Raw genomic sequence first — 22,456 nt, forward strand, 5'->3', positions numbered from 1 at the left:
GCGGCGGCACCCGACCACCCTCGAAGCCGCCGCCCTCGGGTCTTCTGCGGAAAGGACATCCCCGCCATGGCGGACTCCAGCCCCATCCGGGGCCCCGTTGTCGAGGCCGACGGGATCAGCAAGCGCTTCGGCGCCACCGTCGCGCTGCGCGACGCCCGCATCTCGGTCGCCCCCGGCGAGTCGCACGCCCTGGTGGGTCGCAACGGCGCAGGCAAATCCACTCTCGTCTCCATCCTCACCGGACTGCAGAACGCCGACACCGGCACCCTGCGCTTCAACGGCGACCCGGCCCCGGCCCCCGGGGACACCGACGCCTGGCGCTCCCGGGTCGCCTGCGTCTACCAGCGCTCCACGGTCATCGGGGCACTCACCGTCGCGGAGAACCTGTTCCTGAACAGGCACGGCCTCGACCGGCACGGTGCGCGGGCGCTGCGTCCGATCAGCTGGCGGCAGCTGCGCCTACGTGCCGCCGAACTGCTCGCCGAGTACGGCGTGGACGTCGACCCGAGCACTCGCGCCGAGGAACTCACCGTCGAACAGCGCCAGTTCGTGGAGATCGCCCGGGCACTCTCGTTCGGCGCCCGGTTCATCATCCTGGATGAGCCGACCGCCAGGCTGGACGCCCGCGGCATCGAGCGGCTCTTCGCCAAGCTGCGCGAACTCCAGTGCCAGGGCGTGGCGTTCCTCTTCATCTCGCACCACCTCCAGGAGGTCTACGATCTCTGCGACACCGTCACCGTCTACCGCGACGCGCGGCACATCCTCACCGCCCCGGTCGCCGGACTCGACCAGCACGAGCTGGTCGAGGCGATGACCGGTGAGGCCTCGCGGGGCGCAGAGCCGTCCTGGTCGGCCACCGCAGGAACCCGCGCCGCGGGCGACGTGCTGCTCAAGGTCACGGACCTCGACCTGCCCGGGGCCTACCAGGGGATCTCGCTGACCGCCCGGGCCGGCGAAGTCGTCGGCCTCGCCGGGGCCGCGGCCAGCGGCAACGTCCAACTCGGCGAGACCCTGGCCGGACTGCACCGTCCCAAGGCCGGGACCATCACGGTCGCCGACCGCCCGGTACGCCCGGGCCGGGTGCCGGCGGCGCTGGCCGCGGGGATCGGGTTCGTCCCCGAGGACCGGCACCTCCAGGGCCTGGTCCCGCAGCGCAGCGTCGCCGAGAACGCCACCCTGACGGTGACCGACCAGTTGGGCCCGTTCGGCACCGTACTGCCCTCCCGCATCCGGGAGTTCGCCCAGCGCATGATCACCGATCTGGACATCAAGACCCCCGGACCGGCGACGCCAGTCTCCGCCCTGTCCGGCGGCAACCAGCAGAAGGTGGTGATCGCCCGGGCGCTGGCCACCCAGCCGCACGTGCTGGTCGCGATCCGCCCCACCAACGGCGTGGACATCAAGTCCAAGGACTCCTTGCTCGGCACCATCCGGGAGGTCGCCGACAGCGGCCGGAGCGCCGTCATCGTCTCCGACGAACTCGACGACCTGCGGGCCTGCGACCGGGTCGTGGCCATGTTCCACGGCCGCGTCGTCGCGCAGTTCCCCTCGGGTTGGAGTGACGAACAGCTGGTCGCAGCCATGGAGGGCATGGCCGGCACGACTGACACGAAGGAAGACCATGGCCCCCACCACTGAGCTCGCCGCACCCCCGGCCGCCGCCACCGCGGCGGGCCGCCGCTTCGACCTCGCCCGCTACCGCGACCTGTCGCTGCTGCCGGTCCTGCTGGTCCTCGGCGTGATCGGCTTCGCCGTCTCACCGGCCTTCCTGACCAGCGACAACCTGCTCGGTGTCGGCCAACAGGCCACCGAGCTCAGCCTGCTGGTCCTGGGCGAGGCCCTGATCCTGATCAGCGGCCGGATGGACCTCTCGCTGGAGTCCACCATCGGTGTCGCCCCCGTGATCGCGGTCTGGCTGGTCCTGCCCGACCACGGCGCCCGATTCAACGGCATCGGCCTCTTCCCGGGCTGGACCGCGATCCCGCTCTGCCTGGCGGTCGGCGCGCTGATCGGCGCGATCAACGGCTTCCTCATCCTCAAACTGCGGCTCAACGGATTCATCGTCACCCTCGGCGCGCTCACCCTGCTGCGCGGACTCCAAGTAGCCATCTCCCAGGGCCAGTCCATCGTCAACCTGCCCGGCTCCTTCAGCTACCTCGGCAGCGCCTCCTGGTTCGGCGCACCCGCCGCGATCTGGATCTGCGCGCTCCTGTACGCCGTCGGCGGCGCGGCGCTGGCCTGGCTGCGGCACGGCCGGGCGCTGTACGCGATCGGCGGCAACGCCGAGGCGGCGCGGGCCGCCGGGATCCGGGTCGACCGGATCACCTGGACCGTGCTGATCCTCGGCGGCGTGCTGGCCGCCTTCGCCGGCATCCTCTACACCGGCCACTACGGCTCCATCTCCGCCGACCAGGGCAACGGCTGGATCTTCCAGGTCTTCGCCGCCACCGTCATCGGCGGGGTCAGCCTCAACGGCGGCCGCGGTACCCTCTTCGGCGCCCTCACCGGCGTGCTGACCCTGCAACTGGTGGTCAACGTGATGACGTTGGCAGGCGTACCGCCGCTGTGGAACCAGTTCCTCAACGGCGCGATCATCATCGTCGCCCTGATCATCTCCCGCTTCGCCTCCGGCGAGAAGCAGGAGTGACGAAGGGTCAGGCACGATAGCCGCCACCGCGGCGCTGTCGCACAGGTCGGGCACCCGGTCGCGCCGCTTCGAGAACCCGCACGAACCCACTGAGGCCCGCTGAGGCCCTCCGGGGATCCGTCGTGGAGGGAGAGGCCCCTCGAAGTCCGATCCACCACGGAGGTGCGAGCAGCATGGCGGTGACCGACCAGGCCATCGAGCGGATCAAGGAGATGATCGTCTCCGGCCTCCTGCCACCAGGCACGCGGCTGCCCAACGAGGCCGACCTCTCCGAGCAGCTCGGACTGTCCCGCAGCTCGCTGCGCGAGGCCGTCCGAGCCCTCACCGCCATGCGGATCCTGGTCGCCAGGCAGGGCGACGGCACCTATGTCTCCGGCCTGGAACCACACCTCCTGCTGGAGGCGATGACCTTCGCCGCCGACGTCTCCCACGGCCACAGTGCCCGCCAACTCCTGCAGGTCAGAAGCCTGCTGGAACCGCCGGCCGCCGCCCTCGCCGCCGGCCGGCTGACCGGGGAGCAGCTCGAAGCGCTGCGGAGCATCCTCGACCGGTGCGCCGGCGATGTCGAGATCGAGGAGTTCGTCGAGCTCGACATCGAGTTCCACCGCACCATCGCCGACTCGGTCGGCAACCCGGTCCTCTCCACCCTGCTGGGCATCCTCTCCACCCACACCCAGCGGCTGCGCATCGTCCGCGGCACCAGTCACTCGACCGCCCGTGCGCAGGCACATCGCGAGCACGAGGCCATCTGGCGAGCCCTGGCCGCCCGCGATGCGGGGCTCGCGGCCGCCGCCAGCGCGGTCCACGTCGCCGCGGTGGAGGAGTGGCTGGCCGCCGGGACCACCATCGGCTCCGTCGCCCTGGACACGCTCACCCCCTGGCCACCTGCCAGGGCCTCGGCCCCGCCCCTGTCCGCCACACGGCGGGATAACCCCATCTCCAGAACGGTCTGACAAGTGAAGTCAACCATCGCACCTTCCGCGGCGGTCAGCGGCGCCATCCTGCTGCTGACCGGATCACTCACCGGCTGCGGAGGGGCCTCCCCCACCACTCGCAGTGCGTCGGCGGGCATCGGGATCGACATCCCGCGGACCGACTCCGCCTTCTGGAAGGCGTACGCGCAGTACCTGAGAGCAGACATCGCCGAGCAGAATCTGAACGTCCTGCCGATCACCGAGTCGGACGGTGACGACACCAAGCTCGCCGCCAACGTCAAAGCGCTCGCCGCCAAGCGGCCCACGGCGATCGTGATGGCCCCACAGAACACCACGGACACCTCGGCGGTGCTGGACGACCTGCTGGCCCGGCACATCGGCGCCATCAGCGTGGACACCGTGCCGGAGAGCGGCGAGACCTACATGGTGGTCCGCGCCGACAACCGCGCGTACGGCACCAAGTCCTGCGAGTACCTGGGCAAACAGCTCGGCGGAAAGGGCAAGGTGGCCGAGCTCCAGGGCTCGCTCGGCTCGATCAACGGCTACGACCGGTCCCAAGCCTTCGCCTTCTGCATGCGCAGCGAGTTTCCCGGCATCCAGGTGATCGAACTGGCCACCGACTGGAAGGGCGACGTGGCCTCCGCCAAGCTGCAGTCCACGCTGGCCGCCAACCCCGACCTGAACGGCATCTACATGCAGGCCGGCGGCGTCTTCCTGCAGCCCACCCTCGCACTGCTGCAGCAGAAGGGCCTGCTCAAGCCGGTCGGGCAGCCCGGCCACATCGCGATCGTCTCCAACGACGGCATCCCGCAGGAACTCGACGCGATCCGCCAGGGCCAGATCGACGCCACGGCCAGCCAGCCGGCCGACCTGTACGCGAAGTACGCCCTCTTCTACGCCCAGGCCGCCTCCGAGAACAGGATCTTCCACGCCGGTCCTACCGACCACGGCTCCACCATCGTGCTGCTGCCCAACGGCATGGAGGACCAACTCCCCTCAGTTCTCGTCACCAAGGACAACGTGAACGATCCCTCGCTCTGGGCCAACCACGTCACCAACTGACCGCCGGGACGGCACCATCCTCACGCCGGCTTTCAACACACCCAGCAGGCTGGTGACTTCGTCGGCCACGGCGGACGAGCCCTGCAGGACGAGCGGCACGGGGACGGCGTCGCGGCGACCGGGATGTCAGCCGGGTTCAGACCCTGCCGGGACGAGCGTCACGCGGGCGGAGTCCTTGCCCCCGAGGGGGTGAGACTCCGCCCGCGGTGCCCGCGTGGGCACGGGGCGACTACGGCAGGGCGGACCCTGGCTTGTCGCCCGCGCTGGAAGCGACTCTGCCGAGAAATGCTTTGGCCTGTCAAACATCGACAACTGAATATTTCAGGGGTAGGGTCTCCATGTATTTCAATGCACGTGCACATACCGTCTGGCAGCTACGAGGAACACCCCTATGACCGTCACTGCGTCTTCCCCCTCCCGCGCGGCCGAGATCCTGTCCCGGCCCCTCGCGATCAACGGCCTGACCGTCCCGAACCGCATCGTGATGGCACCGATGACGCGCATGTTCTCCCCGGGCGGCGTCCCCGGCGAGGACGTGCGCTCGTACTACGCCCGTCGTGCCGGCGCCGGCGTGGGCCTGATCGTCACCGAGGGCACCTACGTCGGCCACGAGTCGGCCGGGCAGAGTGACCGCGTGCCGCGGTTCCACGGCGAGGAGCAGCTGGCGGGGTGGGCGAAGGTCGCCGAGGCCGTGCACGCGGCCGGCGGCACGATCGTGCCGCAGCTGTGGCACATCGGCATGGTGCGCAAGCAGGGTGAGCCGCCCTATGCCGACGCCCCCGCCGTCGGCCCCTCCGGCATCCGCGTGGACGGCACCGAGGGCACCGGCAAGGCGATGACCCGGCGCGACCTGGACGATGTCATCGGCGCCTTCGCCGAGGCCGCCGCAGCCGCCGAGCGCATCGGCTTCGACGGCGTGGAACTGCACGGCGCCCACGGCTACCTCGTCGACCAGTTCCTGTGGGCGGGGACGAACCGCCGCACCGACGCCTACGGCGGAGACCCGGTGGCCCGCACGACGTTCGCCGCCGAGATCGTGGCCGCCGTGCGCGAGCGCGTCTCGCCCGGCTTCCCGGTGATCTTCCGCTACTCGCAGTGGAAGCAGGAGGCCTACGACGCGCGGCTCGCCGAGACCCCGCAGGAGCTGGAGGCGATCCTGGCCCCGCTCGCCGCGGCCGGCGTCGACGCCTTCCACGCCTCCACCCGCCGCTACTGGCTCCCGGAGTTCGAGGGCTCGGAACTGAACCTGGCGGGCTGGACCAAGAAGCTCACCGGGCGGCCCGCCATCACCGTCGGCTCGGTCGGCCTCGACGGGGACTTCCTCCGCGGCTTCAGTGGCGAGGGCGCGCCGGTCCGGGGCATCGACAACCTCCTGGAGCGCATGGAGCGCGACGAGTTCGACCTGGTCGCCGTCGGCCGCGCCCTGCTCCAGGACCCGCAGTGGGCGGCGAAGGTCCTGGGCGGGCGGTTCGAGGAGATGCGGCCCTACGACGCGGCGGCGCTCAAGACGCTGAGCTGAGCCGGGAAGTGCCGAGGGGTCTTCGCGATCCGCGCCCTGATCGTGCAGGCCCCGCGTCCTGAGCAGATGTCCGGTTCGTCGAGCAGCGACCGACAGGGTCGGGCTCAGGCCAGGCACGGCAGGTGCCGGGGCGGGGCGGAGCGCCCCCGCCCGGTCGGCGACCACGCGAGGACGTCGTGGATCCAGCCGCCCCGGGCGAGGCCGGCGCTCTCCGCCGACGCGATGTGAGCCAGGCGGGTGTGGCGGCGGGCACCGGTCCGGTCGCCGGTGCGGGTGCAGGCATCGGCCAGGCGGCGGTGGGCCCAGGCGCGGTCGGCGACGGCGCCGAGGCGTTCGGCCGCGGCGAGGCCCCGACGCCACACGGCCGCCTGGTCGTGCGGCTGCTCCTGCCATTCGAGGAAGCCGTCCAGCGCCCGGGCCAGCTGCCACACCAGGGTGTCCCACCCCTGCCGGTCGGCCAGCTGCTGGGCGGCGAGCAGGCAGGTGCGCTCGGCGCGGAACCACGACCTGGCGGCCCTGCGGTCGGCCAGCGGCTGCGGGGTCACTCCGGCCAGCGGCGGTTCGAGTTCCAGCTGCCGGCGCCGGTACGGGCCGAGCGCGCGGTCACCGGCGGCCGCGGTCTGCAGGTAGAAGTCCAGGACCCGCCGCACCGCGCGCTCGCACGGCTCCGCCGTGCGGTACTCGGCCGCGTACAGGCGGATCAGGTCGTTCATGCGGTACCGGCCGGGCGCGTGCTGCTCCAGCAGGTGGACCGCCTCCAGCTCCCGCAGTGCCGCCCGGGTCGCGGCCGGTGAACGGCCCAGCAGGCTCGCGGCCGCGGCGAGCCCGATCTCCGGGCCCGGGGCCACTGCGAGGAACCGGAACGCCTCGGCGGCCCCCGCGCCGAGGGTCCGGTACGACAGCAGGCAGGCCGCCCGTACGTCGGCCGACGGGCTGCCCGCGTCCAGCGCGTCCAGCCGCGCCGACTCGTCCTGGAGTTCCGCGGCGAAGGCCGCCAGCGGGAAGCCGGTCCTGGCCGTCGCGCGGGCTGCTGCGATGCTGATCGCCAGCGGCAGGCCCGCGCAGTGCTCCAGCATCGCGGCCACCGCCTCGGGATCGGTGCAGACCCGGTCCTCGCCCAGGTGACGGCCGAGCAGATCGCGGGACTCGGACGCGGAGAACACGTCCAGGGGCAGCAGGTGCGCCCCGTGGGTGACGGCGAGCTCGGTGAGCCGCCGGCGGCTGGTGACCAGGACCGCGGATCCGGCGCCGCCCGGCAGCAGCGCGGCCACCTGCTCGGCGTTCGCGGCGTTGTCCAGCACGATCAGCATGCGCCGGTCCGCGACCAGGCTGCGGTACAGCCCGGTCAGCGCCTGCGGGTCCACCGGTGCCGAGCCCGGGTCCACTCCCAGAGCGTCGAGGAAGCCCCGGATCGCGGCGGCGGGCGCCAGCGGCTCCCCCCGGAGGTCGAAGCCGCGAAGGTCCACATAGAGCTGCCCCTGGGGGAAGCGGTCGGTGTTCCGGTGCGCCCAGTGCAGGGCGAGCGAGGTCTTCCCGATGCCGCCACCGCCGCTGACCACACACACCGGCACCGCCCCGCCACCGCGGCCGGCCTGCTGCAGGGCCTGGTCGAGTATCGCGAGTTCACGCCACCGCCCGGTGAACCAGCCCGGTGTGGCGGGCAGTTGGCGAGGGACCGTACTCTCCCGCAGCATGGCGAGGCCGGTGGCGGGCACGGCACCCGTGGTACCACTGGCGGCGGGCACCGCACCGGCGGTACCGCTGACGGCGGGCACCGCACCCGCCGCACCACTGGCGGCCGGCACCGCACCCGCCGCACCACCTGCCGCCGCACCACCCGCGGCGGCCATCAGGCAGACCGCGGTCGCGCCGTCCGCCGCGCCCGGCCAGCCCGACACGTCGACCAGCGGATCCCCGGCCAGCACGCGCTGGTGCAACTGCCGTAGCTCGGGGCCCGGATCGCTCCCCAGCTCCTCCACGAGCGCGCACCGGACCCGCTCGAAGCAGCGCAGGGCCTCGGCCGTGCGACCGCTGCGGTAGAGCGCCAGCATGAACTGAGCGGCCAGGCGTTCGTCCAGCGGGTGCGCCTCGTGGCAGTTGGCCAGTTCGGCCAGCAGCACGGCATGGCGACCGCGGCGCAACTCCAGGTCGTTGCGGTCGAGTCGGCACGCGTGCCGCATCTCGGACAGCAGTCCCCGCGCCGAGTTGAACCACGGCTTGTCCACGCCGGCGAACGGTTCGCCCCGCCACAACCCCAGTGCCCGGTCGAACAGGGCGATGGCGCGGTCGTCGTCGGCCGCCCGCGCCCGGGTGACCAGGTCGTGGAAGACGTGCACGTCCACGGCGCCCGGGTCGGCGAGCAACGCGTACCCGCCGGGGCGCCGGGCGATGGACGGCTGCTCCGTGGCGGCCGCGCCTCTCGAAGCGTCACCCGGCGCGGCGTCCAGCACCTGCCGGAGCCGGGACAGATAGCTGTACAGCGCCGGCCCGACGCGCTGCGGCACCTGAGCGCCCCACACCCGGTCGGCCAGCCCCTCGATCGGCACCACACGGTTGACGTCCATCAGCAGGGCCGCGAGCACGGTGCGCTGCCGGGTCGGCCCCAGGCTCACGGTGATGCCGTCCCGGTGTGCCTGGATCTCTCCGAGCATCGCGAACCCGATCGTCAATGTGTCCCGCCCGTCTCGCGCTGAGTCCCCGTGGGATGCCGCCCTGTCGGCCGATTCTAGGTTTGATCACGAATCCTGCAAGGTCGTTCCCACATGCTGGCGGTGCCGTTCCCGATCGGGTACGCCCCGGGCGCGGCCCGTACCGCAACGAGACGAATGGACGACCCATGCGCAAGTGGCTCCAGAACCTTTCCGACTCCCTGGTCGACCGCCTGGTCCCGAAGGCGGAGGCCGCCGCCGCCACCAACTGCTGGACCGAGCAGCGGTGCAGCTTTGGTCCTCCCGAGGCGTGCAGCAGCACCAACCGCAAGATGCTGTTCACCTACCTGCACTGCGCCGACGGCTCGACGAGTTTCGTCAGTTCCCACTGCGCCAACTGCTGACGGCAGGGCCCGCTGACAGAGCCGCCGAGCCGGTGAGAAGCCCGGCGGGAGGCAGTGCCGGCACCGCCTCCCGCCGGATCTCCGAGCACCAAGAGGATTTCACGCGATGGACGTTGTCACCTGGGTCAGCCGGGGCTGCCTGCTGCTGGTGTTCGCCCTGTCCGTCCACGGAAAGGTGCGCGGCCGGCGCGCCTTCGAGGAGTTCACCGAGTCCGTGCGAGCCCTGGTCCCGGCCTTCGCCGACCGGGCGCGGCCGCTCGCCGCCCTGGTCGTGGCCGCGGAGGCCACGATCGTGGTGACGCTCGCGGTGCCGGGCTCCGCCGTGGCCGGGCTCGCCCTCTGCGCTGTCCTGCTGGCCGCCTTCACCGTGCTGGCCGTCACCGCGTCACGCGCCGGGAGCAGCACCCCGTGCCGCTGCTTCGGCCGCTCGTCGACTCCCCTGGGCACCGTCCACGCCGTGCGCAACGCCGCACTGCTCGCCCTGGCCGGGGCCGGCCTGACCGCCACGGTCCTGTCCGGGCCGGGACACGCCGCACCGGCGACGACCGCGACGGCTGCGACAGCTGCGACCGCCTTCCTGGCGGGCGGTGTCCTCGGCCTGCTCGCCTCGGTGCTCGACGACCTCGTCGCACTCTTCCGGCCGCTGCCCTGAAAGGAACACCCACCGTGAGCCCGCTCACCGTCGCCGTTGCCGCTGTCGGCGCCCTGTCCCTGCTCAACCTCGTCTTCGCCCTCGGCATCGTCAGGCGGCTGCGCGAGCACTCCGAACAGCTGGCGAACGCCGCCAGGCCCGTGGCCGGGGCACCCGGGCGGGCCGTTGCGCCGGTCGGAACCCCGGTCGGAACCTTCCGCACCGGGAGCACCGGGAGCACCGGGAGCACCGGGACGGCCGACGACGCGCTCGGCCACGAGGACCTGGCGGACGGAACCCTGGTCGCGTTCTTCTCCCCCACCTGCAAGCCCTGCCGGGACAAGCTGCCCGGTTTCGTCGCACGGTTCGCGGACCGGCCGCAGGAGCGGGACCGCGTCCTTGCCGTCGTCGTCGGAGAGGCCGAGGCCTGCGCGCCGATGCTCGCCTCACTGGCCGCCGCGGTGCCCGCCGTCCAGGAGGACCAGGACGGGCCCGTGTCCACGGCGTTCGCCGTCCGCGCCTTCCCCACCTGTGCGCGGGTGGGACGCACAGCGGACGGGCGGCTCGTGGTGACCGAGGCCGACGTCTGGCCGCAGGCGGCCGTCGCCACCGCGCTGTGAGCGCGCCGGTGCCGAACGGCGATGCGCAGGACCCCCGCGGAGCGCCGCGCGTCCTGGCCGCCGCGATCCGCCTGGTGCACCGCGCCGCGCCGGTCGGCCTGACCACCTGGCTGCTGCTCACCCTCGCCGCCTCGGCGCTACCGGTGGCCGCGGCCTGGATCCTGCGGACCCTGCTCGACCGCCTCGTCGCCGGAGCCGGAAGCGGAGCCGGCAGCGGGGCCGGCAGCGGGATCGGGGCCGGCCCCGGCGCCGCGGAGCTCACCGCTCTGGCCCTGCCGCTGGTCGGCTGCGGCGTCGCCGCAGCGGTCGTCCCCCAACTGCTGCAGTACGTCCAGGCGCGGCTGCGCCGGGCGGTGGGGCTGCGGGCCCAGCTGGAACTGCACACGGCGGTCGACCGGTTCGTGGGACTGCGCCGCTTCGAGGACCCGCGCTTCCTGGACCGGCTGCGGCTGGCCCAGCAGTTCGGCGGCTCCGCCCCCGTGGACGCGGCCGGCAGCGGGATCGGGCTCATCGGAGCGCTGGTGACCCTCACCGGGTTCCTCGGGACACTCACCCTGCTCGGGCCCTGGATGGCGGCGGCGGTCCTGGCGTCCGGCATACCGGTCCTGTGCGCCGAGATCGCACTCAGCCGCCGCCGGGCGGCGGTGGCCTGGGCCGTCGGCCCGGTGGAACGCAGGGAGCTGTTCTACAGCGCCCTGCTGACGAACCTGCGGGCCGCGAAGGAGATCAGGCTCTTCGGCGTGGGGCGGTTCCTGCGCGAGCGGATGCTGGTGGAGCGCCGTACCTCCGACACCGCCAAAGCGCGGATGGACCGTCAGGAGCTCACCGTCCAGGCCGCACTCGCCCTGCTGTCGGCCGTGGTGGCCGGCGCCGGCCTGCTGTGGGCCGTGACGGCGGCCCGCTACGGCCGCGTCACCGTCGGGGACGTCACACTGCTGGTGGCCGCCCTGCCCGCGGTACAGGCGGCACTCGCCAACCTCGCGCTCGAACTGGCCCGCACCCACCAGGCCGTGCTGATGTTCCGCCACTTCATCGCCGTCACCGGCGCGCCGCCCGACCTCCCGCTGCCCGCACGGCCCGTCCACGTGCCTCCGCTACGTCACGCGGTGGAGTTCCGGGACGTGTGGTTCCGCTACGGCGACGGGCAGCCCTGGGTGCTCCAGGGCGTCGACCTGGTGATCCCCGCGGGGCGGTCCGTGGGCCTGGCCGGCCTCAACGGCGCCGGCAAGTCCACCCTGGTGAAGCTGCTCTGCCGGTTCTACGACCCCACCCGCGGCCAGATCCTCTGGGACGGCACGGACCTGCGCGAACTGTGCCCGCGCGAACTGCGCCGACGGATCGGAGCGACCTTCCAGGACTACATGGAGTACGACCTCACGGCACGCGAGAACATCGCTCTCGGCGACCTCACGGCGCTGGCGGACGATCCCCGGATCGAACGGGCGGCCGAGCTCGCCGGCGTGCACGGCCGGCTCGCGCGCCTGCCGAACGGCTACGACACCCTGCTCAGCCGCATCTTCTTCAGCGAGCAGGACAAGCAGGACGCCGACACCGGCCTGGTGCTCTCCGGCGGCCAGTGGCAACGGCTGGCCCTGGCCCGCTCGCTCGTCCGCACCGACGCGGACCTGCTCATCCTCGACGAACCCAGCTCCGGCCTGGACCCGGAAGCCGAGTACGCCGTCCACCGGCGCCTGCGCCGGCACCGCGCCGGCCGCGCCGGGCTGCTCATCTCACACCGCCTCAGCACCCTGCGCGACGCGGACACCGTCGCCGTCCTGGAGGACGGTCGGATCACCGAGGCGGGACCGCACCAGGAGCTGGTCCGTCGCGACGGCTCCTACGCCCGGCTCTTCCGCCTCCAGGCCAGCGGCTACGCACCCGCCGAGGACGACGGAGCGCGGTCACCCGACGCACCGGCCGTGCGGGTCGCCCTCGGCGAGCACCGGACGGCGTCGTGATCGAACGGCTCGTCCGCCGCCTGCTGCGCACCCGCCTGCTCGCCGTCACCGTGACCGGCCCCAGCATGGAGCCCTCCCTGCGCAACGGCGACCGCGTCCTGGTGATGCGCCGGCACCCGCGCCGCCTGTCCCGCGGCCACATCGTGGTGCTCGGACCGGACGGTGCCAGGCGCGTCCCGGGCGCGGGGCCGCGCGGACTGCTCATCAAGCGGATAGCGGCCGCTCCGGGTGACCTGGTCCCGCCGCCCCTGGCCACCCGGCTCGGCTGCCCACCGGGTTCGACCGTGCCACCGGGCCAGCTCCTGGTCCTGGGCGACAACCCGGGTCTCAGCCTCGACTCCCGCCACTTCGGCTACGTGGCGCAGGACCGGGTGGTGGGGGTGGCGGTCCGTTCACTGCGCCGCGGGCCGGCGGGAAGCTGAGCCCCGCATTCCTCTTCCCGTACCCGGCCGGATGCTGCCCGGTCGGGGTGGGGGGTGGGGGGTGGGGATGAACCTTTCCGAGATGACGGGACGTCACGAGGGTTGGACCCTCTGCCGGGCCCGGCGGCCAGGCGCTGTCCGGTATCCGGCCGGCCGCTCGGGAAGCGCCGGGGGTGTATCGACGACGTCAGGAGTGCGTGTGAAGAAGATCAAGGCCGCCGTTGCCATCGCGGGCGTCCTCGCCGGCGTGGGGCTGACCGCGGCTCCCGCCGAGGCCAGCCCCGCGAACTGCGGCAGCAAGCAATGGGGCGGCCAGTTTCTCTGCGGGGGAGACTACGGCCGCGACGGGCAGACCTTCGCCAACCTGCCGGGCGGGAACCAAGAGGTCTTCGTCGTCGGTACCGACCACGCCGTGTGGCAACGCTGGACGGTTGACTCCGGCAGCCAGATGAGCGACTGGAACTCCCTGGGCGGCTACGTGTTGAGTCAGGTTCAGGTCCAGGGCAACCCGGCAAGCGGGGAGAACTTCGCCATCATGGCGAAGGGTACGGACGGCCAGTGGTGGAACCGTGTCCACGACACGTCCGGCAACTGGGGCCCCTGGTACGCCTTGGGGAAGTAACCCTTCCGTTGGTGGAAGGCGATCAGCGGGAAGCGCCTGCCGCCGGGGGCGTACGTGCGCTCGCCGTCGGCCACGTCCCGATCGATGGTCCGCGGCTCCGTGAACCCGCCATGCCCGGGCCAGGACGACCGGCCATGGATGGCCGGTGTGCTGGCCTGGGCGTCTGCCGGGCCCGTGGACCAGCATCGAGGTGCCTGGTCGGCAGCTCCCGACGCCGCGTCAACCCGCGCGGGAGCGCTGACCACCGCGCCCGAGGGGGCCCGACGCCCCCGCGGGAACGAACCAGACCACCCGTGGACGAAGGAGTCCGATGAAGTCCCTACGCCTGACCGCGGTCAGCACGACACTGCTGCTCGCCGCCCTCGCCGGTGCCGGCACAGCGCATGCGGACACGCCGACCGCTGCCGGCATCCTGCAGGCCGGCGCTCAGGAGGGTGTCGCCGACGGGTACCCCGGGGTGATCGGCCTGGTCCGCCAGGGCGACACCACCCAGTACGTCGAGGCCGGCACGGGCAACCTCGCCACCAACGCGCCCGCCGACCCGAAGGCGCAGTTCCGGATCGGCAGCAACACCAAGGCGTTCACCTCCACCGTGCTGCTCCAACTGGAGGCCGAGCACCGGCTCTCGCTCGACGACACGGTCGCCAAGTGGCTGCCTGGAGCGGTCGACGCCAACGGCTACGACGGCACGAAGATCACCATCCGGGAGTTGCTCAACCACACCTCCGGCCTGCCCGACTACGCCGGCACCGCGGGGGTGGCCGGCCCCTACGTCCTCGACCTCAACCCGAACCAGGCCTTTGCGCCGCAGTCACTGGTGGACATCGCCCTGGCCTCGCGGCAGCCGGCCAGCGCACCCGGTCAGACGTGGAGCTACGCCAACACCAACTACGTACTGGCGGGCATGGTGATCACCGCGGTGACCGGAAACAGCCCGGCCACCGAGATCCAGCACCGGATCATCGCGCCGCTCGGCCTGACCAACACCACCTTCCCGACCAGCGACCCGAACCTGTACGGCAACTACCTGCACGGCTACGTGCACCCCGTGACCTTCTACACCAACGACGTCACGGTCTCCAACGTGCAGCTCTACGGCTCGGCCGGGGCCATGGTCTCGACCCTGGACGACCTCACCGCCTTCGGCAAGGCGCTGCTGACCGGCAAGCTGCTGCCGCCTGCCCAGGAGGCCGAGCTCAAGACCACGGTGCCCGTGGACAGCGCCGGGACCACGACCTACGGCCTCGGCATCGAGCACGTCCAACTGCCCTGCGGCCAGTGGGCCTGGGGGCACAACGGCGAGATACTCGGCTACTACAGCACCTGGTTGAGCAGCGAGGACGGCACCAAGCAGGTCGCACACGCCAACAACGAGTTCCACCTGCTCCCTCACACGAGTGGCCAGATCGACACCGGCACCGCCCTCGCCAACGCCTACTGCGCGCTCTGACCCCGGCACCCGTGCCCCGAGGAGGACCGGCAGAGGGCCGCGGACCTGCCCGGATCGTGCCCAGGCCCGCGCGACGCGACCGACGAGATCACGCGACTGACGAATCATCGGGCAACCACAGAAAGCCGACCCATGCATCGACGCCTCAAGGACATCAGCCGCCTCGTGGCCATACGGTGAAGCGGACGATTACGGACGCTCCGGGAGCGACGATCGAGGGCACGATGACACCACCGGTCAGCTCTCTCGCCGGCGAGGCGTCCTCCCCCGCCCCGGGCCTCCGTCGAACCGAGCCGGCGCGACACGGGAAGCCAGGCGGGGAGCCGGCCGGTGGCGCTCCGGATCACCCGGTCTACGACGAACCCCGCCTCCTCCTGGTGTCGTTGGACCACCGGCTGGCCGGCCGGGAGCGGGTCGCGCTGGACAACATCGCCGACGAACCCCTGCCCAAGGTGCACGGAGCCCGTGCTGCACGCGATCACCAGGGTCACATCATCAACTGATCGTCCCCGGGGAAGTCCTGGGGATATGCTGCTGGCTGCCGTGAGGGGGGGGAGACGTGCTTCGCGTCGTGCTGCTGCTGGTCGCGGGGGCGGTCAGCGGCATGGTGGGGTCGGCGGGCGGTACCACTTCGCTGATCGCCTACCCGGCCATGCTGGCGGCCGGGCTCACACCGCTGGCCGCGAATGTCACCAGCGCGGTGGCGTTCCTGGCCAACTGGCCGGGCTCGGCGCTCGGGGGGCGGCCGGAGCTGAGCGGCCAGGGGCCGTGGCTGCGCCGCTGGTCGCCGCTGGCCGGCCTGGCCAGCGCGCTCGGTGCCGGGCTGCTGCTGGTCACCCCGGCCACCGCCTTCAACCGGATCGCCCCCTTCCTGCTGGCCCTGGCGGCGGTGGCGCTGCTCGCGCAACCGAGGATCTCGGCCTGGCTGGCCCGCGGCGACGGCACGGGCGCGCCGAGGGGCGTACTGCCGATCAGCCTGGGCCTGTGCGCGCTGTACGACGGCTACTGGGGCGCCGGGGCGGGCATCATGACCCTCAGCGTGCTGATGATCACCACCGGCCTGCGGTTCGCCCAGGCCAACGCGCTCAAGAACATGGTGCTCGGCATAGCCGACGCGGCCTGTTGCGCGGTCTTCCTGGTGTTCTGGCCGGTGGACTGGGCGGCGGCCGTCCCGCTGGGTCTCGGCATCCTGCTCGGCAGCGCGCTCGGCCCGGCGGTGACCCGCCGGGTGCCCCCCGCCGCGGCCCGGATCACCAGTGCCTGCATCGGTCTCGGCCTCGCCGTCTGCCTGTGGGCCGGCGTGACCTGAGCCGTGCGCGGTCAGGACGACGTACGTCGTCACAACGTACGTCGTCCACGGGCAAGCACCGATGGTGTCCGCGAGTGGTGCCGGGGCGGAGACGGTGCGAGGACCGTGCTGGTGTTGCACGGCCCTCGCTCCGGGTGTGGGGCGCCCCGTTCCCGCCCTCGTCGTCCGGATCTGCACGTGGTGGTGAGCTGTGCGGTGTGCTCTGTCACCTGTACGCGATGCTGAGCTGCCTTGTTTGGTGGGGAATCGAACCCCCTGCGTTGCTCTTCACGCGCCATGGGCCGGATAGACCGCCGACCCGCGGTGTGTGCACGCCTCCGTGACGACTACCTGCTTCCCACACCCAGCTTGTGGGGTCAGTCCTCGATCAGGTCGATCTCCCAGTTGGTGCGCTGGATCAGGGTGTCCACCTCGCGGATCTCCTTGGCCAGGACGTCCGCCTGGGCGCGGAGCTCGGCGACCGGCAGGGCGGAGAGGATCCTGAGTTCGGACCTCAACTGCCGCACGGCTCCGCGCTGGTCGCGTCCGGAGGCCGCGTCGGCGGCCGCGGTGGTCACCGAGTGGCGCAGCCGCAGGACGTCCCGGCGGGCGAGGGCGTCGGTGAGGGTGCCGCCGCCCTCGATGACCGCGGTGGAGTTGGTCCGGTTGATCTGACGGATCAGCCGCTCCAGCTCGTCCAGCACCTCTCCGGCCTGGGCCAGGACCTCCGCCGCGTTCTCGGCCGGCTCCTCGCCCTCCTGGTAGCGGGCGCTGCCGACGACGCGCGCCCGCAACTGCTCCACCCGCCGCACCGCAGCCGCGCGCTGCGCGAGCGCTTCAGCCAGTTTCACCGCGTCATCACCTCTACGTCCCGCTGATCGTCCGGCAAGTATGCACGTCGGTGCCTGACGGAGCGGTAGGCGGGGTGGGGCCGACCGAACCGGCCCGACCGGGCACATCCAGGTGCGCACGCCGGGAATCGACGGACCGGTCCGTCGCTGTGCTCCTGGCGTCACGCGTGGTCCCTGGCGTCATGCGCGGGCGAGGCGGGGGAAGAGGGCTTCGGCGTTGCCGCGGTTGACGGCGTGGAGACGGAGAGGTCCGCACCGCCGACGGCGCGCTCGACGAACTCCTCGCGGTCCCGGAGGAGATGGGCGGCCCCGGCGGCGACAGGAGCAGCTCTTCGCCGCCGACCACGCCGTCTGCTTCCACCACGGGCTGTGCCTGATAGCAGGTCAGCAGGGCGTGAAGCTGGCCGAGTCGACCGTCAGGTCCACGGTGAACCTGATCGCCCTCGACAACGGGGGCTTCTCACGGGAGGTCGCACTGTCGGCACATCTGCCCGGCCCGCACCAGGCCACCGCCGACCAGTTGGTGGAGACCACCCACCAGGTGCGCCCGTCCTCCAACGCCACCCGAGGGAACATCCCCGTCACCCTCAAGGCGACCGTCTGAGCCTGGGCCGAACTCCTCGCGGGAGACCTGCGGGCCGCCCGCGAGGCGTTCAGCGGGCCGCAGGGCCGATGAGGAACAGGCTCAGTTGGCCTCGCCCATGGTCACGGTGCGCGACCCCGCGGCGAAGTCACCGAAGGACTGCTCCCAGGACTCGCCGGGCCAGTAGTAGGTCACACGGCCCTCGCCGGACCGGTAGTGGGCGGTGTACACCGTTCCCAGCCCCTCCTCGTAAGCAGATTGATACAGCGGCGGCTTCAGCATCGCCGCCGCATCCGTCCCCGCTGCCCGTACGGCGCTCAGCCGCTCCCCGGTCCGGGAGAACCGCTCCTGCTCCTCGGGCACCGGCAGGTGCTGATGGTTGGCCGCGCACGCGTCCGCAGCCACGGTCAACGGCATGTCCGGCCCCACGAACACCGTCACCGCGCGCTGGGAGTCGACGAGCGTGACGTTCTGCGGAATCGCGATCGGGAGGGACCGGAGCCTGCCGATCGCCTCCCCCACGGTGTCACACGTCTCCAACAGGTAGCGGAGCACGATGAGGATGGAGAAGCCGGGGCCGTGGACGAACCGTCCACCGAAGGTCAACGAGACCGCGAGGCCGGCGTCGTTCATCCCGTCCAGCAGGCCCCAGAGCGCCTCCTGCGTCCCGATCACCGGGCGCAGGAAATGGGACGAGACGATGGCCCCCCTCACACTCGTCGGGATTGAAGTCATAGTTGCGCAACAGGGTGCCCGCACCGCCGATCTGGGTGCAGCCCGAGAAGAACGGCCGTAGGGCAGCGTGGGTGAGAAGGGTCTCCCCTGCGGGCCGGTCGAGTTGGCGGCCGAGCCGGTCGAGCACCGGGACCAGCTCCGGCATGTGCGACTCGAAAAGCCTCCGCGCACGGTCCGCCCCCTGCGGGGACCGGCCCTCCTCGGTCAACCACCCCTGCGCCACCGGCCACAGCGCCTGCGCGTGGGCTGCCCACTGCCCATCGCCACCGTCACCGACCCTGATCGCGCTGAAGGTCATCCTCTGCTGGCTCATGGCTGCCGCTCCTTCGTTCGACACCGGGCGGTCCGGTGTCAAGCTAGCCAGTTTCGTGGGCGATTCACCACACCGGACGGACCGGACGTCCACACTCTCGCCGGGCTGCCCCGGGCCTCGGCCCCCGCCACATGGATGCCCCCTTCACCAGCTTCGGCCCCGGGAAACAGTCAGGTGCCCTACGTGGTTGAACATCGAAGGCCCCTCGCCCGCGCCCAACGGGCGACGACTCATCGCCCGGTACCAGGTCGGTGCCCTCGCCCTGGCTCGTAGCCCGCCTGCGCCGATGACGGAAAATCCCTGGTCGCGGTGGACGCCTGCCGCTACAGTGCCCGGTGTCGAACGCGACCGAGGGAGGTGGGGTTATGGGTGCCGTGAGCGAGCTTCGCCATGTCCTCATCCGGGTCGCCGACTGAGTCGGCGTCATGCCGCCGCGGCCCGGACCCCAGCATCCCTTTCCGGAGTCGCACACCATGCGCAGCAGTACCTTCCGCCCGCTGAGTCTTCTCGTTCTCGGCGGTACCCGTTTCCTGGGCCGCGCCGTCGTCGAGGCCGTACTGGCCGACGGTCACCAGGTGACACTGTTCAACCGCGGCCGCACCAACCCCGGCCTGTTCCCCGGGGTCGAGACCGTCATCGGCGACCGCACCGGTGACCTGTCCGCCCTGTCCCACCGGCGCTGGGACGCGGTCGTCGACGTGGCCGGCTACGACCCGCAGGTGGTCGGCCTGTCGGTCGACGCCCTGCGCGGCCGGGTGGGGCGGTACGTCTTCGTCTCCTCCCTGTCCGTCCTCGCCGACCAGAGCACGCCGCAGAACGAGGACGGCGAACTGCTCGTGCTGCGTGAGGACATGCCGCCCGAGGAGGCGTACGGGGCCCGCAAGGCCGCCTGCGAGCGCGTGGTGCTCGACGCGTTCGCGCAGCGGGCGTCCATCGTCCGCCCTGGCATGATCGTCGGGCCGCACGACCCGACGGACCGCTTCGCGTACTGGCCGCGCCGCTTCGCCCGTGGCGGGCGTGTGCTGCTTCCCGGTGACCCGGCGGATGCCGCCCAGTTCATCGACGTCCGGGATGTGGCCGACTGGATCGTCGGCTGCGTGGGCGAGGAGCGGAGCGGCGTCTTCAACGTGACCGGCCCGACGCTCGCCTTCGGCGCGTTCTTCGAGGCGTGCCGCGCGCTCGCCGGCGCTCGCGCCGAGACGGTCTGGGTGCCGAGCGAGCGGCTGCTCGCGGCCGGGGTCGACCCCTGGATGGGCGTTCCCATGTGGATCGCCGACCCTGCGTGCGAGGCCATCAACCGGGTCGACGTCTCGCGCGCGCTGGCCGCCGGGCTGACGCTCCGTCCGCTCGCGCGGACCCTGGTGGACACGCTCGCCTGGGACACCGCACGCGGCGCGCTGCCCCAGGACCGCGAAGGGCTCGGCGAGCAGGAGGAGCAGCGCCTCCTGCGGATGCTGACGGACTGACACCGGCAGGGTCCCTTCCTCGATCGTGCAGCGAGGAAGGGACGCACCGGAGAGGTGCCCCGAGGGCACCGTACGAGCGACGAGGCGCCGTCCGGACTTCCAGTCCCCATCACGAGTGCGAGCAGCGCATCATCATGCCGGACCTCTTCGTGCAAGGCTGCGGCCATGCCATTCGGTTGGCGTGCCCGATTCCGCTGCTCTGCCCGTGACCTTGCCCCGCGACTTTCCCATGGTCCAGAGGCACGAAGTGAAATCGTCTCCATCCTCGGAGCGGCTGGGACGCCCTGACGGGCCGTACTGCAGCCGGGCCGGCTCCCGCGGCCCCGCCCTCCAGCGGGTCCGGACTCTGCGCCCCCGTCCCTGTGCCGTGCTCCGCGCTGCATGTCCGTTGCCGTAGCCTTACGAGGACAGGACCGAGAGCCCGCACTGCATCCGCGCCCGCCGGGATTCCTTGCGGGCCTGGTCAGTTGCCCGGGTGGGTGGCCGCCCAGCCGTGTTCGAGCAGCGCGAAGGCCTCCTCGGCGGCCCGGCGCGGTTCGGGGTGCCGCAGGACGAGGCTGCGGGCCTCCAGGGCGAAGTGGGCCAGGGCGGCGCAGCTGACGTCGCCCTCGGGCGCGCCCACGGCTGCGGCGACGGCCCTCGCCAGGGCCGCTTCGTGGCGTGTCCACATGTGGTGGGCGTAGTCGCGCAGAGCAGGGGTCTCCTGCACCAGGCGGGTGAAGTCGGCGAACCGCGGGTCCGCGGCATGGATGGCGAGCTGGGTCTGCTTCAGCAGGAGGTGCTCGCGCAACGCCTGCGGGATCGACTGGCCCGGGGGGCGATCGCGCACGGCGGCCACGAGTGCGGCTTCCAGGTCGTCCTCCTGATCGAAGACCAGGGCCTCCTTGACGGGGAAGTGCTTGAACAGGGTGGTCACCGAGACGTCGGCGAGGTCGGCGACGTCCTTGACGCCGACCTGGTCGTAGCCACGCCCGAGGAAGAGCTCAAGTGCGGCGTCGGCCAGGGACTGGCGGGTCTGGGCCTTCTTGCGCTCGCGGCGCCCGGTCGGTTCGGTCACGCGCACACTCTATCGCGAACTGCATTCACTTCAAAAGTGTAGTCATTGCACTTATTGAGCGAGTGTGCTTTCGTGGTGATGCCGGGCCTCCCGGTGACCCACCCACCTCCCGAAGGGCACTCCATGAACTCCGCTCGTCATCCCCGCATCGCGATCGTCGGCGCCGGCCTCGGCGGCCTCACCTGCGCCCGAGTCCTGCAGCGACACGGCCGCTCTGTCACCGTCTTCGAACGCGAGGCATCCGCCGACGCCCGCCCGCAGGGCGGCAGCCTCGACATGCACGCCGACACCGGCCAGGCCGCGCTGCGCGCGGCGGGGCTCCTCGACCACTTCCACGCCCTCGCCCGCCCCGAAGGGGACGAGTGGCGCGTGCTCGACTTCGCCACCGCGGGCGTCCTGGCGCACCAGGTGCCTTCCCCCGACGCCGACGGACGGCCGGAGATCGACCGGGGCCAACTGCGCGGTCTGCTCCTGGAGTCCATCGCCGAGGGCACGGTGCGATGGAACCGAGCCGTGAGCGCCGTCACCCCGCTGGCGGACGGCACCTGCCGACTGCTCTTCACCGACGGCACCGCCGAACACTTCGACCTGGTGGTCGGCGCCGACGGCGCCTGGTCGCGCGTCCGGCCGGCCCTGTCGCACGCCGCCCCCAGCTACACCGGTGTCACCTTCATGGAGACCGGATTCGACCACTGCGACACCCGCCACCCCGACCTCGCCCGGCTGGTCGGCAACGGATCGATGCTGGCGAAGGGCGCCGGACGGACCTTGGTCGCCCAGCGCAACAGCAACGGCCACATCCGTGCCTACATCGCGCTCCGCGAGCCGGAGGACTGGCACGTGGCCGCCGGTGTCGACCTCGGCGACCATCAGGCCGTGCGGACGCAGCTGTTGAGGATGTTCGAGGGCTGGGACGAGAGCCTGCGCAACATCCTGCGCAACGGCGACAGCGGGTTCGTCAACCGGTCCCTGTTCGTGCTGCCCGCCCCGCACACCTGGGAGCACGTTACCGGCGTCACGCTGCTCGGCGATGCCGCGCACCTGATGCCCCCGGTCGGGCTGGGCGCCAACCTCGCCATGCTCGACGGCTCCGACCTCGCCCACGCCCTGGTGGCCGAGCCCAGCATCAGCGACGCCGTCCGTGCCTACGAGAGCATCATGCTGCCGCGCTCGGCCGAGGCCGCGACGGGCAGCGCTCAGGGCCTCGACCACCTCGTCCCCGCGGCGACCCCCTGAGCACACCCG

At 72.1% G+C, this 22,456-nt stretch carries 21 protein-coding genes; 17 read left to right on the forward strand and 4 right to left on the reverse strand.

Features of this window, described 5'->3' with window-relative positions:
- The first annotated feature begins 66 nt into the window (after window positions 1-66).
- The 5 genes from OG500_RS01050 (at window position 67) to OG500_RS01070 (ending at window position 6,163) form a co-directional block, all read left to right on the forward strand.
- Window positions 67-1,638, forward strand: a complete 1,572-nt coding sequence (locus OG500_RS01050; protein WP_329575365.1) for a sugar ABC transporter ATP-binding protein — start codon at window positions 67-69, stop codon at window positions 1,636-1,638.
- Complete coding sequence (locus tag OG500_RS01055; RefSeq protein ID WP_327064424.1) at window positions 1,622-2,647, forward strand: ABC transporter permease; 1,026 nt, start codon at window positions 1,622-1,624, stop codon at window positions 2,645-2,647. The genes OG500_RS01050 and OG500_RS01055 overlap by 17 nt, the downstream gene beginning before the upstream one ends.
- A gap of 173 nt (window positions 2,648-2,820) precedes the next feature.
- Window positions 2,821-3,600 carry a FadR/GntR family transcriptional regulator gene (locus OG500_RS01060; protein WP_329575367.1) on the forward strand — a complete coding sequence of 260 codons (780 nt, stop codon included), beginning with the start codon at window positions 2,821-2,823 and terminating at the stop codon, window positions 3,598-3,600.
- 3 nt (window positions 3,601-3,603) lie between these two features.
- On the forward strand, window positions 3,604-4,644 hold the full coding sequence (locus OG500_RS01065) for a sugar ABC transporter substrate-binding protein (RefSeq protein WP_327064426.1): 1,041 nt from the start codon (window positions 3,604-3,606) through the stop codon (window positions 4,642-4,644).
- Window positions 4,645-5,035: 391 nt separating this feature from the next.
- Window positions 5,036-6,163, forward strand: coding sequence for an NADH:flavin oxidoreductase (locus tag OG500_RS01070; protein WP_329575371.1), 1,128 nt, complete (start codon window positions 5,036-5,038; stop codon window positions 6,161-6,163).
- 104 nt (window positions 6,164-6,267) lie between these two features.
- On the opposite strand, the gene OG500_RS01075 is transcribed toward OG500_RS01070, so the two are convergent.
- On the reverse strand, window positions 6,268-8,814 hold the full coding sequence (locus OG500_RS01075; RefSeq protein ID WP_329575374.1) for an AfsR/SARP family transcriptional regulator: 2,547 nt from the start codon (window positions 8,812-8,814) through the stop codon (window positions 6,268-6,270).
- 185 nt (window positions 8,815-8,999) lie between these two features.
- Here OG500_RS01075 and OG500_RS01080 point away from each other — a divergent pair, with 185 nt between their 5' ends.
- The 9 genes from OG500_RS01080 (at window position 9,000) to OG500_RS01120 (ending at window position 16,227) form a co-directional block, all read left to right on the forward strand.
- On the forward strand, window positions 9,000-9,215 hold the full coding sequence (locus OG500_RS01080; protein WP_327064429.1) for a hypothetical protein: 216 nt from the start codon (window positions 9,000-9,002) through the stop codon (window positions 9,213-9,215).
- Window positions 9,216-9,321: 106 nt separating this feature from the next.
- Window positions 9,322-9,867: a MauE/DoxX family redox-associated membrane protein gene (locus tag OG500_RS01085; protein WP_329575377.1), complete on the forward strand. Its 546-nt coding sequence runs from the start codon at window positions 9,322-9,324 to the stop codon at window positions 9,865-9,867.
- A gap of 14 nt (window positions 9,868-9,881) precedes the next feature.
- Window positions 9,882-10,466: a hypothetical protein gene (locus tag OG500_RS01090; RefSeq protein WP_329575379.1), complete on the forward strand. Its 585-nt coding sequence runs from the start codon at window positions 9,882-9,884 to the stop codon at window positions 10,464-10,466.
- 8 nt (window positions 10,467-10,474) lie between these two features.
- Window positions 10,475-12,424 (forward strand): ABC transporter ATP-binding protein, encoded by a 1,950-nt coding sequence (locus OG500_RS01095; protein ID WP_329575382.1) that lies wholly within the window; start codon window positions 10,475-10,477, stop codon window positions 12,422-12,424.
- Window positions 12,421-12,846 carry a S26 family signal peptidase gene (locus tag OG500_RS01100; RefSeq protein WP_329575384.1) on the forward strand — a complete coding sequence of 142 codons (426 nt, stop codon included), beginning with the start codon at window positions 12,421-12,423 and terminating at the stop codon, window positions 12,844-12,846. Before OG500_RS01095 ends, OG500_RS01100 begins: the two co-directional genes overlap by 4 nt.
- 199 nt (window positions 12,847-13,045) lie before the next feature.
- A complete protein-coding gene (locus tag OG500_RS01105; RefSeq protein ID WP_329575387.1) occupies window positions 13,046-13,468 on the forward strand; it encodes a hypothetical protein in 423 nt (140 codons plus the stop codon).
- A gap of 310 nt (window positions 13,469-13,778) precedes the next feature.
- The gene (locus OG500_RS01110; protein ID WP_329575390.1) at window positions 13,779-14,918 is read left to right on the forward strand and encodes a serine hydrolase domain-containing protein; all 1,140 of its coding nucleotides are present in this window, start codon (window positions 13,779-13,781) and stop codon (window positions 14,916-14,918) included.
- Between the two features lie 377 nt (window positions 14,919-15,295).
- On the forward strand, window positions 15,296-15,421 hold the full coding sequence (locus OG500_RS01115; protein ID WP_329575393.1) for a hypothetical protein: 126 nt from the start codon (window positions 15,296-15,298) through the stop codon (window positions 15,419-15,421).
- A gap of 56 nt (window positions 15,422-15,477) precedes the next feature.
- On the forward strand, window positions 15,478-16,227 hold the full coding sequence (locus OG500_RS01120; RefSeq protein ID WP_329575396.1) for a sulfite exporter TauE/SafE family protein: 750 nt from the start codon (window positions 15,478-15,480) through the stop codon (window positions 16,225-16,227).
- 356 nt (window positions 16,228-16,583) lie between these two features.
- Here OG500_RS01120 and OG500_RS01125 read toward each other — a convergent pair whose 3' ends face one another.
- Window positions 16,584-17,057: a DIP1984 family protein gene (locus OG500_RS01125; protein ID WP_329575398.1), complete on the reverse strand. Its 474-nt coding sequence runs from the start codon at window positions 17,055-17,057 to the stop codon at window positions 16,584-16,586.
- Between the two features lie 112 nt (window positions 17,058-17,169).
- Here OG500_RS01125 and OG500_RS01130 point away from each other — a divergent pair, with 112 nt between their 5' ends.
- Complete coding sequence (locus OG500_RS01130; protein WP_329575401.1) at window positions 17,170-17,661, forward strand: OsmC family protein; 492 nt, start codon at window positions 17,170-17,172, stop codon at window positions 17,659-17,661.
- 81 nt (window positions 17,662-17,742) lie between these two features.
- Here the strand turns inward: OG500_RS01130 and OG500_RS01135 are convergent, their stop codons facing one another.
- The gene (locus OG500_RS01135) at window positions 17,743-18,315 is read right to left on the reverse strand and encodes a C45 family peptidase (RefSeq protein WP_329575404.1); all 573 of its coding nucleotides are present in this window, start codon (window positions 18,313-18,315) and stop codon (window positions 17,743-17,745) included.
- Between the two features lie 846 nt (window positions 18,316-19,161).
- On the opposite strand from OG500_RS01135, the gene OG500_RS01140 reads away from it, so the two are divergent.
- Window positions 19,162-20,154, forward strand: a complete 993-nt coding sequence (locus OG500_RS01140; RefSeq protein WP_329575407.1) for an SDR family oxidoreductase — start codon at window positions 19,162-19,164, stop codon at window positions 20,152-20,154.
- A gap of 463 nt (window positions 20,155-20,617) precedes the next feature.
- Here OG500_RS01140 and OG500_RS01145 read toward each other — a convergent pair whose 3' ends face one another.
- The gene (locus tag OG500_RS01145) at window positions 20,618-21,211 is read right to left on the reverse strand and encodes a TetR/AcrR family transcriptional regulator (protein WP_329575410.1); all 594 of its coding nucleotides are present in this window, start codon (window positions 21,209-21,211) and stop codon (window positions 20,618-20,620) included.
- Window positions 21,212-21,334: 123 nt separating this feature from the next.
- On the opposite strand from OG500_RS01145, the gene OG500_RS01150 reads away from it, so the two are divergent.
- A complete protein-coding gene (locus OG500_RS01150) occupies window positions 21,335-22,447 on the forward strand; it encodes an FAD-dependent oxidoreductase (protein ID WP_329575413.1) in 1,113 nt (370 codons plus the stop codon).
- Window positions 22,448-22,456: the final 9 nt, after the last annotated feature.

This window comes from Kitasatospora sp. NBC_01250, assembly GCF_036226465.1.
Classification (GTDB): Bacteria; Actinomycetota; Actinomycetes; order Streptomycetales; family Streptomycetaceae; genus Kitasatospora.